The organism is Streptomyces sp. 351MFTsu5.1 (genome assembly GCF_000383655.1).
Taxonomy (GTDB): domain Bacteria; phylum Actinomycetota; class Actinomycetes; order Streptomycetales; family Streptomycetaceae; genus Streptomyces; species Streptomyces griseorubiginosus.
In genome coordinates this window covers 60102-73113 of the sequence record NZ_KB911802.1, presented here as the reverse complement: position 1 = coordinate 73113, position 13012 = coordinate 60102, and the positions used below count along the sequence as shown (strand labels likewise).

Sequence of the window (13012 nt, the reverse complement as noted above, 5' to 3'; positions counted from 1 at the left end):
CGCCGATCGACCGACCTCACGGCATGAGTACTTCGTTCTCCGCAACAGGCCTGCGACGGATCAGACGGCGTGCCAGCCCGCGCCCCCACTCCTGGCTCGGTGCCTCGATCCAGCAATAGGTGAGCAGACACACGGGCAGCAGGACGACGAAGAACGCCGCCTCCAGTACGGGACTGTCGTGACGCCGTCGCCCGACCGTACTGTCGACGACGGTCAGCAGGACCGGATGGACAAGGTAGACCGAGTAGCTGATGGTTCCCAGCCCGGTCAGAACACGCGGCAGGCATCCGTTGCGTACGGCCGTTCCGGCGCCGAAAGTGATCACGGCCAGCAGGAAGGCCGTCATCCAGCCGCGCCTCGTGAAGTGGTCGCCGTCGCCCCACCAGTACGCACTCCCCACAGCACAGACGCTCACGATGAGGGCGGTACCGACAGCGAAGACCCAGCTGCACTGACCGGCCTCCGCACGGTGGACGGTGGTCCCCAGGAACATCACGGCGAGAATCACCAGGCCCTCCCACAGCGGGACCGTGCCGTTGAACGCGACGAGCACGAGCGCCAGCACTCCGCCCAGCATGCCACCGAACACCCGGAACACGGCGGTCTCGGCGCCGGCACAGACCAGAGCCGCTCCCATGGCGATCGCGGCGAACGCGACCACCGGGCCGGTGCCGAATCCGACGGAGAGGGCGGAGGGATGCAGCGTGACCCCGGCCGTCACACTGCCCGCGGCGAGCACGGCCAGGAGGACGGCGACGGCCGCCGATCGCCGTTGGAGACGGACCGTGAAGAGGCCGACGACCAGGAGGTAGAAGGACATCTCGTAGGAGAGCGTCCAGAGCACGAGCAGCACACTGGGTGTGCCCAACAGCTCCTGGAGCATGGTGACATGGGCGATCACCACGGTCGCGGTGCTGTGTGATCCGAGGTCGCGAAGGTCCGCGACGCCGAGGGCGTGCAGGGCCAGCAGCGCGCTGACGACCGCAGCCCACAACGGGTACACCCGGAAGATCCGCCCGACCCAGAAGGTGCGGACGCACCCCCGCCGCTCCAGGGAGTGGGGGACGATGTAGCCGCTCACCAGGAAGAACACCATGATGCCGTAGCGACTGGTATTGAAGTGCGGCATCAGGTCCTGCCGGAAGTCCGGCATGAAGGTGTACGACGAGTGGTCGAACACCACGACGAGCGCGGCCACACCACGCAAGGCGTCCAGCCACCCCAGCCGCGCCTGGCCCGCCACCGCGAGGGCTCCAAGTGATCGTGCGGCAACGGGCGATGACGGACGCGGTGATGCGGTGCCGGTAGTGGGGGGTTCCATGCGTGAGCAGAGTCCTCTTGGATCGGACGGGCCCCGGATCGGGGTCGCGCTGATCACCGACTTCACCGGCTGGGGCATTGTTCGGCAGTACCGTTCTGGCGGCCTAACAACAAACGGGGGGCAGAGGTGGCGGGACGCCGTGAGATGCCGGTGGATCCGGCGGCGGGACCGGTGCAGCGGTTCGCGTCCGAGTTGCGCGCGCTGAGGGCGCAGACGGGCGGGATGACCTACCGCTCCATGGCCCAGCGGGCGGGCTACTCGGTGTCGCCGACGACGACTCCCTAGCCGACGATGAGACTCCGGCGCCGTTGCACGGAGTACGTGGCCTCGGGCCGCAGGGGGCTGACCAACTTGCCGAACAGGCCAGAGGTCAGCCTGGTGAAGGGGGCTATTCGGGCACCCCGAGGTCCTACTTCGTCAAGCTGTGGCTCTCAGGCTGCTGTGTAGCCTGTTGGTCTGTTCGAACTGGGTTGGGGTAGCACGTGGAGAGCTTGGTGGAGGGGGACGTCGCGCAGGCACTTCATGACCGGGGAGCCGAGACGATCCGCCTTTACGTCGCCGCCTGCGTCGAACGTATGGCGCCACTGTTCGTGGGCCTCCGGGCGGGATCACATGGACGGGAAGCCGACCTGGACCGGTATGCGGCGTCCGTGCGCGATCTTTGGCATGCCGATCGGCCGCTAGCGGACGCCGTCGAACGCATACGCCTGTTGGAGCGGTTTCCCGAACTTCAGCCGCACGAGGACGGGATCACCGGTGTCGCCGACACCTACGCCTTCTTCGCTGTCCTCTGCCTGCGGTACGCCTTGTCGGCTCACGGCTCGGGAAGCGCGGCTGACGCCGTGTCCTGCGGCCATGCGGCACTCACCGCGATGGGGATGCTGGATCAGAACATGGCGGGTGCCGAGTTTCTTGCCGAGGAACAACGGCTCCAGTCCCTCTCACTGAGCGGTGACGTCTCAGGCCTGTGGGACGCGAGCGTCGCGTCAGGGCGGGAGAGGTTCCGTGCAGTGTTGGGCCGCCTGCCCCGCCCATAGCGGTCATACTCCTCATTGCGCCAGATACACCGTCGCCGTCATCGGCGCCGTCACCGACCCCGTGCCGAGACGGGCCGTCATTCCCTGAGTGACGGCGGCCTGGATGGCCTGCGCGTCTTCGTGGCCCTCCAGTGCCGCGCTCACCGGTGTCCCTGTGAGCAAGCCGTTCGCGACGGACGCGGCCGACTCCGCGGTGCCCTTCAGTGTCACCTCCTCGGTCGCGGCCAGCGTCAGGCCGGCGGCTGCCAGGTCGGCGGCGACTGCGGCAGGGTCGGTGTAGCCGTGGGGCACGTTCCTAAGGAACGGGGGAGCCGAATCCGGCATGGCATCTTCCAAGGCGGCCTGGAAGGCGGCCCCGAACCCGTGCGAGGCCAGTGGACCCCAGCTGTTGAACAGGAAAGTCCCCTGCGGGGCCATGACCCTTCGCACCTCGGCGTAGGCCGCGGGCCTGTCGGGGAAGAACATCGCCCCGAACTGGCACAGCACGAGGTCGAATTCACCGTCCTCGAACGGCAGTTCCTGGGCGTCCGCCTGCCGCCACTGCGCTCGGGGCTCGCGCGCCGATCCCGCGGTGACCATCGATTCGTTGAGGTCGGTCGCCACGACGGAAGCCATGGGCACGGCGGTGAGCAGGGCCGAGGTCAGCGCGCCGGTCCCGGCGGCGAGCTCCAGCACCGTGCGTGGCCGCAGCGCCGCCGCCCTGGTGGCCAGGTCGACGGCGAAGGGGCGAAAGAAGACCGGCACGAGGTGACGCTCGTAGGCATCGGGCATGGATCGTGTCCATCGCCGGTTCGCATCGTCTGTGGTCATTTGACCGACATTAGACCCGAGAGGGGCTTACGGGGAGAGTCGCTCCCCGGTTCGTGTCCTGGACCGGACCGGGGAGCCCCCGCACTGCCGACGCCGACGCCGACGCCGATCAGAGAGCGGCGGTCGTCGTCTCGCCTGAGCCGCTGCCCGCGAGCCACTGCGGCCAGTCCAGGTTGAAGTCGGCGTAGCCGTTGTCGGCCGGTGCCTTGCCACGCGGCGAACCGGTGATGGTGATGGGGTCGCCCTGCTTGACCTGGCCGTAGAACCACTTGGCGTCGGCCAGGGAGAGGTGGACGCAGCCGTGCGAGCCGCGGGCGCTGCCGCTGCCCGGGTTCGGGTCGCCGGTCGAGTAGTGGACGTAGGTGCCGGACTGGGTGAGGTGGATGTCCCAGGGCAGGGTCAGGTCGTAGTAGTTCGGGCTGCCCTTGTCGCAGCTGATTCCGACGCTGCAGGAGGTCATGTGGACCTTCTCCTGCTTGTCGATGACGGCCATGGTGCCGTCCCAGGTGGGGAACTCCGCGCTGCCCGCGTTGATCGACAAGGTGCGTACCGGCGCGCCGTTCCGGGTGACCTTCATGGTGTGGCCGGTCACCGAGACGTCCGCGCGCACGTCGTCACCGATCTTGAACGTGTGCGTGTAGCTGTGGACGCCGTAGCGTCCGTTGCCGTTGCTGACGCCCGTCATGTCCGCGTCGATCTTCACCGTCGTGCCGGAGGGCCAGTACGTCTTCGGGCGCCAGTCGGCGCGCTGGTCGCCCATCCAGTGCCAGGCGCCGAGCACCGGCTGCGAGGCGCTCACCTTCATGTGCTTCTCGACGGTGGCCCGTGCCTTGGCCGCCACGGGGTTCGTGAAGATCACCGAGATGGGCATGGCCACGCCGACGGTGGTCCCCGTCTGCGGAGTGATCGTCTCCAGTAGCATCGGCGGGCCCGCGGGCTTGGTCGGTGACGGAGAGGCGCTCGCACTCGGCTGCGTCGACGCCTTAGCGTCGTCCCCGCTCGCCTTGTCGCTGCCGCCTGCGCCGCAGGCGCTCGCGCCCATCAGCGTCACCCCTGTGACGAATGCGATCCATATGCTGGTCTTGCGCCGTCCCACGAACTGCCCCGGTCTGCTCGCTCCTCGGCCCTGAAGGGCCCATCTCCCTATCAGACAGCGATCACGTCGGTGGCAGTTGCATGCTTCGCGTAAAACGTGTCCCAAGGCTTGGTGCCGGGCGCCGGGCGCCGGGTGCCAGGGTGGCGGGTGGCGACGGGGCCGCACCGTCTCGGGGCGTCCGGCACCCTGGTCGTCGGCCGCCGCCCCGACACGCGGGGCAGCGGCCTTCCCGCCCCGCGTATCGGCGTCCTGCCGGCCCGCGGATCACGCGTACGCGGCGCCCCTGACCGTCACGCGTACGGATCGAACGGGATCTCGCTCGGCTTGGCCCTGTTGAGCGTGTCGTTGAACTTCGAGTCCTGGAGCGGCAGGTTGGCGTCGCCCCAGTCCGAGCCGTTCAGGACGGTGCGGAGGTTGGGTGCGAGGTTGTCCCAGGTGAGCAGGTTCTCCTGGTGCCAGGCGCCCGTGTCGTTCTCGGCCGTCTCGCCCCACTTGGCGAAGCGGAACGCGTGGGTGCTGGCTCCGTCCTTGTGGTAGACGGCCATGACCCGCTGGCCGCTCATCGGAACGTCGGCGATCGGGTGGGTGCTGAAGCCGCCGTGCCGGGAGGCCGACAGGTACGACGGCGTGCCCGCGCCTTGCTGGACCCACACGACCATGCACTCCCAGTCGTGGCGGTGGCCGATGCCCGGAGAGGCCTCGTCCTTCTCGAAGTAGCTGGCGTAGATGATCCCGCACCAGCCGTTGTTGCACTTGGCCCGCGAGTACGTGTTGGCGTTGCCGAGGTGGCCACCGCGGCACTCGCCGGTGATGGGGCCGGTCGGCTTCAGGCCGCCGTTGAGGTTCCCGTTCGCGTCGATGGCGGCGGCCGGGTAGCAGGAGTCCGTGTCGTAGTCGTACACGGGCTCGAAGTTCTTCTGGAACGCAGTGGCGTTCTCGGGCAGGTTCTGCAGCACGCCCGCGGAAGCGCTGCCTGTCAGGGAGACGGCGAGAGCGGCGCCGCTTCCCGTGACGGCGACGGCTCTGACGAGCCGGAAGCTTCTGCTGGTGGTTCTAGGCATGGGGTCTCCGTGGCGAAGAGCGAAGTGACGATCGCGGACATGACATCCGCGTGTGCAGACAGAGACTGGCAAGCCGAGAGACCGATGGAAGGGCTTTCTGTCAAACTGGTGGCGGCAATTTGCCGAACGCGGCGAAGGCTGCCCGAGGCCCGAGGCCCGAGGCCCGAGGCCCGAGGCCCGAGGCCCGACGGGTCGGCCGGGCGGCTCGGAGGGGTTCCGCCGCCGACGCCGTCCGCTCTGTGGAGAAATCTCTGCGGGACAGGACAAGGGCGAAGCTGCGGACCGCGAGCGCGGTCCGCAGCACGTCGAGGCCGTTGTCCGATCGGTGGCGACCCGGCTCAACGACTCCCTGTCACGGCTGTCACGGCTGTCACGGCTGTCACGGGAACTGGGTGATCTTGGACGGGATGGTGTCGGTGCCGGAGGTGGGCGCACCGGTGTCGTTGACGACGTGGGCGTACTGGCCCTTGCCGCCGAGGGAGATCACCTGGACGCTGTGCAGCTTGACGCCGGGCTTGACGGGCACCTGGAAGCCGTGGCGCTGCACGATGGAGGGGTCCGAGGTGTAGTTGCAGTAGCTGCCCAGGCCCCAGGCCTCGTGGACGGCGACCGTGTCGGCGACCTTGTACGCGGCGTAGCCGACGATGCCGTCGTGGGTGATGGCGGCGGCGTTGGGGGCGTCGTAGGCCTTCTCGTTCTGGAAGAAGACGGTGCGGCCGCGCTCGCCGTTCCAGAGGACGTCGTACTTGTTGAAGTGTTCGACGAACAGGCCGGTGGTGAGCACGTCGTCGCCGTTCACCACGAGTCCGTAGTCCGCCCGGTTGGTCTCCCAGCCGACGCCTTCGCCGTGGTCGGCGCGCCAGATCCAGGTGTGGTCGATGACGACGTCGTCGCTGTTGACCACGACGGAGTTGGTCGCGAGGCCGGGACCCGCGCCGCCGATGCGGATGAACACGTCCTGCATGGTGGTCGGGTTGGCGGAATGGTCCGCTGCCGCACCGGCCGGCCCGATCCGGAGCAGGGTGTCGGACCGCGTCGCGCCGGCGTCGATGAGGAATCCGGCGAGCCGGACGCCGTCGACGTCCGCGACGTGCAGCGCGTCGACGCCACCGTCGGGCACGAGCGTGGCCAGGCCCAGCCCGAGCACCACGGTGTCGGGCCGGGTGACCTCGATCGTCTGGTCGAGGTGGTAGACGCCGGGGGTGAAGAGCAGGTTGAGGCCCTGGGCCAGTGCGGTGTTGATGGTGGCCGCGGTCGCTCCGGGCTTGACGACGTAGAACTGGTCGAGCGGCAGCGAGGTCCCGGCGTTCGCGGGCCAGGAGACGCCGCGGGCGTTGGTGCGCTTGGCCGGGACGAAGACCTTGTAGGCGCTGCCGTCGAGGTAGAGGAACGGCTTCTCGCGGGAGATCGGCGTCGTGTCGAGGGTGGTGTACGGGCCGGTGTCGAAGTTGGTCGCGGGCGCGCCCTGGACCCCGGTGAACGTCATGTTCCACACGCCGTTGGTCCAGCCGCCGACCGAGCTGTCACGGGTGTACCACTGCTGCTGCGAGTACGGCCCCACTGTGCCGTCGATCTTGGAGTCGGCGATGTAGCCGCCGGAGGCCCAACCGTAGCCGTTGGGTGCCAGGTTGAGGCCGCCCTTGACGTGGATACGGCGGAAGGGCGCTGCCTGGGCGACGGCCCAGCGGTCGGTGCCGTTGGACGGGGTGATCGCGAGGTTCTCCGCCGAACGCCAGAAGTTCTGCGTCGCGTTGCCGTTGAACCAGCCCGCGTCCACGGTGATGTCGCCGTTGATCTGGGTGTCGTCGGGGTTCAGTCCGAGCCCTGAGATCGAGGTGTAGAAGCCGAGTTGGGCGTTGATGCCGTTGTAGGTGCCCGGCTTGAGGAGGAACTGGTAGCGACCGGACCCGAACTGCGCGGACTCCTGCTGGGCGAAAACCTGGTCGAACTTCTGCTGGAAGTTGGGCATGGAGGGGTCGACGACGATCACGTTCGGGCCCAGGTCACCGCCGCCCTGGACCGGGCCACCGGTGCCGCCGGACGTGGTGTGGACGGCGACTTCCCACAGCGAGTAGCCCCAGGCGGTCGCACGGGCAGTACCGAGAACGCGGACGTAGCGCCCCGTGCCGCTGACGTCGTAGGAGACGCGTCCTCCGGCCGCACCTGTGACGGTCCTGAGGGTGTTCCAGGTCTGGCCGTCGGCGGACGCCTGGAGCTGGAAGTCCTTGCCGTACGCGGCCTCCCAGTTCAGGTCGATCTTGCAGATGTCCTGGGACGAGCCCAGGTCGACGCGCAGCCACTGCGGGTCCGCGGCCTGGCTGGACCAGCGGGTGGCGTCGTTGCCGTCGAACGCCGCGGACGCCGGAGTGCCGGCGTTCTCGGTCGAGGACGCCGAAGCGGCCTTGCCCTGCGCCGAGTTGGTGGTGGAGCAGGCGGCGGGCTGGGTGGTGCCGGGGGTTCCGAAGACCTGGAACTCCCAGAGCGAGTATCCCCACGGGGTGGCTCGGTGGATGCCCTGCATGCGAACGTAGCGGCCTTGGCCGGAGACGGTGAGGGTGTCGGTGCCGCCGTCCCCGCCGTTCACGGTCCGAAGATCGCTCCAGGTGCGGGCGTCCGCCGACACCTGGATCTTGTAGTCGGCGGCGTAGGCCGCTTCCCAGTTCAGGACGACCTGGCTGACCGAGGCCGTGGCCCCGAGGTCGACCTGGAGCCACTGGTCGTCGCTTGCGGCCGAGGACCAGCGGGTGGCTGTGTCGCCGTCGACCGCGGCTGTGGCGGGAGTTGCCGCGTTCTCCGTCGAGGACGATGTGGCTGTCCTGCCCTGGGACAGGTTGGCGTCGGCCGCGAGGGCCGGTGGTGGTGCGACGACTGGAAGGGTGATCAGCGCCGCCGTACTGGCGAGCGCGACACCGAGAGATCTGAGGCCCATGCCATGTTCCCCTGGGGGTGAATGAAGGGTGGTCACGAAAGGCCGTGCGGGGAGTGCTGTGCGGTGCGGGGGGTTGCCGAACGTGCGCGGGTGCGGCCCACGGCTTAGTTCACGTCTTGATTTAAATGTTGATGCTGAGGATCCGGCAAGCCCTCGGACACCAGATTCTGTGCAACTTGTGGATGCCGCAGGTGCCTTGACCCGAGGACTGCCTTCAGTGGGTGATGCGAGAGAGTGGCGGTGGGCTCACCACACGCTCGGCGCCTAGCAGGACCGTCTCTCGAAGTACGCGGCGCTCTCCGCGTCCGCCGGGTAGTACGACTCGATCGCGACCTCGTCCAGCGTGATGTCCGTCGGAGTGCCGAACGTGGTGATGGTCGAGAACAGGCGCAGCTCTTGTCCGTCGAAACGAAGGATCATGGGGATCAGGACATCGGACTCGACCGTCGCGTTCAACGCGTCCTCGGAGTCGGGCGCCAGCAGTTCCTCGTAGAGCGCGGTGAGTTCGGCGTCGGGGGCGACGGCGAGCTGACGCCGTATGCGAGACCGGAACACCGCACGTACGTCGGACAGGTTCACGACCAGCGCGGCGAAGCCTCGCGGGTCCAGCCCCAGTCGTACGAGGTTGATCGGCGGCTGGAGCAGGTCGGGATCGACCTCCGCGAAGAACGGGTCGACCGCACGGTTGGTCATCACTATGTTCCACCGGCGATCGAAGGCCACCGCCGGGTACGGCTCATGCGCCCGGAGCACTCTGGCCACCGCGTCCCGGGCCGCAGACAGGGCTCCGTCATCGAGCGGCCGCTCGGCGTACCGGGGTGCGAAGCCGGCCGCGAGCAACAGCTGGTTGCGATCACGCAGCGGTACATCGAGCTGGTCCGCTAGCCGGAGGACCATGTCCGCGCTCGGGTTCGACCTGCCCGTCTCGACCAGGCTGACGTGACGAGCCGAGACGTCGGCGGCGAGTGGGAGGGCCAGTTGGCTCAGGCGTCGGCGGTGCCGCCACTGCCGTAGAAGCTCCCCAACTGTCTGCACATTCAGGGAGGGTACTCATCGCTGAGCCGCACGCCATGAAATCCGATGTCATCGACAGCTGGTGGAACCACGGAAACACTGCGTCCATGACCACGGACAACAAGGCTGTCGTGCAAGGGGCGTTGACGAAGCTCATCGAGACGGGCAGCGTCGACGCGCTCGCACCGTTGCTGAGTGACGACTTCGTCCACCACAGGCCGGACTCGACAGCCTCGACCAAGGAGGAATGGCTCGCCGCCGTACAGGCGGCACTGGTTCCGCTCGCCGAGATGCGGGTCGAGATCTACCACCTGCTCGCCGACGGCGATCACGTCGTGATGCACTCGCGGCGACAACTGCCCAACGGTGGACCGGAGATCGCGGTCGTCGACATCTGGCGGATCGACGAGGGGCTCATCGCTGAGGGCTGGGAGATCGTCGAGCCGACGGCCCAGGCGGCCGCCAACCTGGTGTGGTGGGAGCAGCCCGCCGGTCTCTGACTGTGTCAGGACGCGCCCGGTCCGGCCGCAGTCTCTAACCGCCTCCGTGCGTGGCGGCCGTACCTCTGAGGATGTACCTGCCTCCGCTGTTCGGGATCCAGGCGTGCTTGCCCCAGGTGAACCGGACGCCGGTCATGATCCTCGATCACGGGACCAACTGGCCCTCGGAATCGGGCTCTCGCTGGTGGAACCCGTCGGGAACCCGTCGGGGCGCAACTTCACCGAGTGAGTGGCCGCGCGCGTGACAGAAATGTTCCTGCTGATCGCCATGAGATCAAATACTGTGGCCCGTCGGATCAATGACACGGGGGGGGACTTGATGTCGGACGTCTCGCGGCAGGTGCCGTCGAGCATTGCGACCCAGCGCCTGGTCCTGCGCACGTTCACGCCGGACGACGTCGATGACCGGTACGCGTACCAGTCCCTGCCGGAGGTCGCGCTCTACCTCTATCGCCCGCCGCTCACCCGGCAGGCGTGCGCCGAGTCGATCGCCGTACGAGCCGGCGGGACCGACTGGAAGGCCGACGGCGATGCGCTACTGCTGGCCGTGTGCCGGGTGGACGGGCCAGGTGTGATCGGCGAGGTGGTCCTCACCCTCAGCAGTGCTGCCGCCCGGCAGGCCGAGATCGGCTGGATCGTCAACCCGCAGCATTCCGGGCGTGGTTACGCCACCGAGGCGGCGCGTACCGTGATGTCGCTGGCCTTCGACCGGCTGCGGGTCCACCGGATCTTCGCGCGGCTCGATGTGCTCAACACCGGATCGGTGCGTGTGTGTGAGCGGCTGGGCATGCGTCGCGAGGCACATCTGATCGACAACGACCTCGACGGAGACCGCTGGGGCAGCGAGTACGTCTACGCGATGCTGGATCACGAGTACAAGGAAGCAACTGCGCTCATGTGAAGGTGAGTTCGGTGTTCCCCATGCTGACCTGGGCGTTGCCGTAACGAACCCTGTGACACCGGTGACAGGACCGCGACAAGGAACCCTACAACTGCCGACACCCCTGCCCGGTCTCACTCTGCGTGGGCGGCGACGACCGACCGTCCCGTCGTAGGACCAACAGGGGGAACATCATGAAGTCGATCCGTCACAAGGCAGTCACCGCCGGCGCTCTTGCCGTCCTGGCCCTGGGTGGCACGCTCGCCGCGACCGCACCGGCTTCGGCCGCCACGGCCGGGGCCTACAACGGAGCGTGCGGGAAGGGGTACGAGGTCTTCACGTCGACTCCGATCAAGTCCTCGCAGACGACCGTGGCCGCCACCACCTACGTGGCCTACAGCGCCGCGGACAAGCAGTGGTGCGCCGTGACGGTGCGCAACAAGCCCGGCGCCCGTGTGTTCATGGAGGTCACCTTGGACACCTGGCCGACCAGCAGCACACCGGCCAGGGACGCCGGCTCCTACACGACCTACGCCGGCCCGGTGTACAAGGACCTGCCCGCGCCCGGACAGTGCATGACCTGGAGTGGCTCGATCGACATCAGCTACAACTCCGACATCGGTCTGTGCCCCTGATCTGAAGGCCGCCAGCGCGGTCGACCTGCGGGTTGGCCGCCTGCCGGAGTCGTGCGGCCGGGTCACGAGCACGCCTGTCGGTGGCCCGGGAGGCTGTCGTCGGACAAGCCGAACATGGGGAGACAGGGGGACAGCCCGGTGACCGAGACCGGAACCTGCCGGTGTGTCTCCCAGTGGGCGCGCGTCAGCCTCAACCGCCGCATGATCGCCGGCTGGCCGCGCACCACATGTCGCTCGACACCGTCGAGCTCGTAACCGAGCTTCATGGAGACGGAGAACGAGGACGGGTTCTCCTCAAGAGCGCCCGACATCGCATCGAGGGCGTTCAGTCCGGCGAAGGCCAGGTGAAGCACAGCGGCACGCATCTCGGTACCGATTCCCTGCCGCTGGAATCGTGTTCCGAGCCAGGAGGCGGTGTTCACCTGCCGGAGCACGGCAAAGTCCCGGGCGGTGATGGTCTGCAGGCCGACGACCTGGCCGGTTTCGAAGACGACGAGGTTCAGGGTCCAGTTCTCCGGTGACCAGTTCCCCCTGCGCAACCAGTGGTGCTGCACCACCGAGCGGGCCCGGGCGGCTGGAGGCAGGTCGGTCCACGGTACGAGAAAGGGCATGCGGTCCGGCTCGTGGACGCCACCTGCCGCAAGCTCACCCAACTCGGCGAGCTCACCCTCGCTGGGCAGTCGTAACTCCAGACGCGGGGTGCGCAGACGAAGTCCCACAAGGGGCCAGTGGTCGATCAGCATGCACCATTGTCGAATACGGGAGCGGCCACGGGCATCTTGGTTTTCCCCTGGCAGTTGGCCTGACACCGGTGGCTCCACCGGCTCACTGGCCGGCCGTTGCGGCGCAACGCTTAGGCTGGCGCGGTGACTGATGAGCAGGAGCGGGTGCAGCCGTCGGGAGTGTGGGCCACGGCGGTCGGGGTGGCCAGGGTGCGGGCGTTGGAGACCGAGCGGGAGAACGCGCTGTTCCGCGACCCGCTGGCACAGGCCTTCGCGACTGCCGGTGGCCTGTGGCCCTCCTCTCCGCCGCTGCCCGACGACGAGGCCGCCCGACGCCGTCGGCTGGCGGTGTCGTTCTCCATCGTCATCAGGACGAAGTTCCTCGACGACCTGTTGCGGGAGGCCTCCGCGTCCGGTGTCCGGCAGGTCGTGCTGCTCGGGGCCGGGATGGACAGCCGCGCCTTCCGGATGGACTGGCCCACCGGCACCCGGCTGTTCGAGGTCGACACCGCCGCGCCACTGGACTTCAAGGCCTCGGTGCTGAGCCAGGAACGGGCCGTCGCACGCTGCGAGCGGATCGCCGTAGCCGTGGATCTGCGTGACGACTGGCCTGACGCGCTGGCCGCAGCAGGGCATGACCCTGCGTTGCCGACCGTGTGGATCGCCGAAGGACTGCTGATCTATCTGCCCGAGGATGCCGTGGACCTGCTGCTGTCCCGGGTCGGTGCGCGGTCTGCGGCGGGCAGTCGGATGGGGCTGACGTTGGGTTCGCGCGGCGTGATCGACCGTTTCGGCGCGGACGCCGCGCCGGGATCTGCGGCGTCGATGTGGGTCTCGGAGATGCCCGACAACCCGGTGGGCTGGCTGGCCGGGCACGGTTGGGAGGCCCAGCCCCACACTCTGCGCGAGTGCGCTGCCGCCTATGGCCGTCCCCTCAGCACTCCACCCCAGCGCGAGGAGCGGCCCGGCGGACTGATCTCGGCGATCCGCCGTTAGCGCTCCTCCAG

At 68.4% G+C, this 13012-nt stretch carries 13 protein-coding genes; 6 read left to right on the top strand and 7 right to left on the bottom strand.

Features of this window, described 5'->3' with window-relative positions; translation table 11 throughout:
• Window positions 1–16: 16 nt before the first annotated feature.
• Entirely contained in the window at window positions 17–1243 is a 1227-nt protein-coding gene (locus tag H295_RS44355) for an acyltransferase family protein (protein WP_020140987.1), read from the bottom strand.
• A gap of 204 nt (window positions 1244–1447) precedes the next feature.
• Here H295_RS44355 and H295_RS47375 point away from each other — a divergent pair, with 204 nt between their 5' ends.
• Complete coding sequence (locus tag H295_RS47375) at window positions 1448–1606, top strand: hypothetical protein (RefSeq protein WP_158691123.1); 159 nt, start codon at window positions 1448–1450, stop codon at window positions 1604–1606.
• Between the two features lie 209 nt (window positions 1607–1815).
• Window positions 1816–2358, top strand: coding sequence for a hypothetical protein (locus H295_RS0140025; RefSeq protein ID WP_020140985.1), 543 nt, complete (start codon window positions 1816–1818; stop codon window positions 2356–2358).
• A gap of 12 nt (window positions 2359–2370) precedes the next feature.
• On the opposite strand, the gene H295_RS0140020 is transcribed toward H295_RS0140025, so the two are convergent.
• The 5 genes from H295_RS0140020 to H295_RS0140000 form a co-directional block, all read right to left on the bottom strand.
• Window positions 2371–3129, bottom strand: a complete 759-nt coding sequence (locus H295_RS0140020; protein ID WP_020140984.1) for a class I SAM-dependent methyltransferase — start codon at window positions 3127–3129, stop codon at window positions 2371–2373.
• 148 nt (window positions 3130–3277) lie between these two features.
• Window positions 3278–4210: a L,D-transpeptidase gene (locus H295_RS0140015; protein ID WP_234021779.1), complete on the bottom strand. Its 933-nt coding sequence runs from the start codon at window positions 4208–4210 to the stop codon at window positions 3278–3280.
• 344 nt (window positions 4211–4554) lie between these two features.
• Window positions 4555–5325: an NPP1 family protein gene (locus tag H295_RS0140010; RefSeq protein ID WP_020140981.1), complete on the bottom strand. Its 771-nt coding sequence runs from the start codon at window positions 5323–5325 to the stop codon at window positions 4555–4557.
• 379 nt (window positions 5326–5704) lie between these two features.
• The gene (locus H295_RS0140005) at window positions 5705–8254 is read right to left on the bottom strand and encodes a discoidin domain-containing protein (protein ID WP_020140980.1); all 2550 of its coding nucleotides are present in this window, start codon (window positions 8252–8254) and stop codon (window positions 5705–5707) included.
• A 264-nt stretch (window positions 8255–8518) separates the two neighbouring features.
• Complete coding sequence (locus tag H295_RS0140000; RefSeq protein ID WP_028810188.1) at window positions 8519–9289, bottom strand: helix-turn-helix domain-containing protein; 771 nt, start codon at window positions 9287–9289, stop codon at window positions 8519–8521.
• 86 nt (window positions 9290–9375) lie between these two features.
• On the opposite strand from H295_RS0140000, the gene H295_RS0139995 reads away from it, so the two are divergent.
• From H295_RS0139995 to H295_RS0139980, 3 genes are all read left to right on the top strand, one after another.
• Entirely contained in the window at window positions 9376–9768 is a 393-nt protein-coding gene (locus H295_RS0139995; protein ID WP_020140978.1) for a nuclear transport factor 2 family protein, read from the top strand.
• A gap of 319 nt (window positions 9769–10087) precedes the next feature.
• Window positions 10088–10669 carry a GNAT family N-acetyltransferase gene (locus H295_RS0139985; protein WP_020140977.1) on the top strand — a complete coding sequence of 194 codons (582 nt, stop codon included), beginning with the start codon at window positions 10088–10090 and terminating at the stop codon, window positions 10667–10669.
• A gap of 173 nt (window positions 10670–10842) precedes the next feature.
• Window positions 10843–11283: a hypothetical protein gene (locus H295_RS0139980; RefSeq protein WP_020140976.1), complete on the top strand. Its 441-nt coding sequence runs from the start codon at window positions 10843–10845 to the stop codon at window positions 11281–11283.
• A gap of 62 nt (window positions 11284–11345) precedes the next feature.
• Here H295_RS0139980 and H295_RS44350 read toward each other — a convergent pair whose 3' ends face one another.
• The gene (locus H295_RS44350) at window positions 11346–12092 is read right to left on the bottom strand and encodes a GNAT family N-acetyltransferase (protein ID WP_324606104.1); all 747 of its coding nucleotides are present in this window, start codon (window positions 12090–12092) and stop codon (window positions 11346–11348) included.
• Window positions 12093–12185: 93 nt separating this feature from the next.
• On the opposite strand from H295_RS44350, the gene H295_RS0139970 reads away from it, so the two are divergent.
• Entirely contained in the window at window positions 12186–13001 is an 816-nt protein-coding gene (locus H295_RS0139970) for an SAM-dependent methyltransferase (protein ID WP_020140974.1), read from the top strand.
• The last annotated feature ends 11 nt before the right edge of the window (window positions 13002–13012 follow it).

Coding starts and splice junctions, on each gene's coding strand:
- H295_RS0139995 (WP_020140978.1), top strand. CDS start 9,376: ATGACCACGGACAACAAGGCTGTCGTGCAAGGGGCGTTGACGAAGCTC.
- H295_RS0140005 (WP_020140980.1), bottom strand. CDS start 8,254: ATGGGCCTCAGATCTCTCGGTGTCGCGCTCGCCAGTACGGCGGCGCTG.
- H295_RS0140010 (WP_020140981.1), bottom strand. CDS start 5,325: ATGCCTAGAACCACCAGCAGAAGCTTCCGGCTCGTCAGAGCCGTCGCC.
- H295_RS0139980 (WP_020140976.1), top strand. CDS start 10,843: ATGAAGTCGATCCGTCACAAGGCAGTCACCGCCGGCGCTCTTGCCGTC.
- H295_RS0140015 (WP_234021779.1), bottom strand. CDS start 4,210: ATGGGCGCGAGCGCCTGCGGCGCAGGCGGCAGCGACAAGGCGAGCGGG.
- H295_RS0139985 (WP_020140977.1), top strand. CDS start 10,088: ATGTCGGACGTCTCGCGGCAGGTGCCGTCGAGCATTGCGACCCAGCGC.
- H295_RS0140020 (WP_020140984.1), bottom strand. CDS start 3,129: ATGCCCGATGCCTACGAGCGTCACCTCGTGCCGGTCTTCTTTCGCCCC.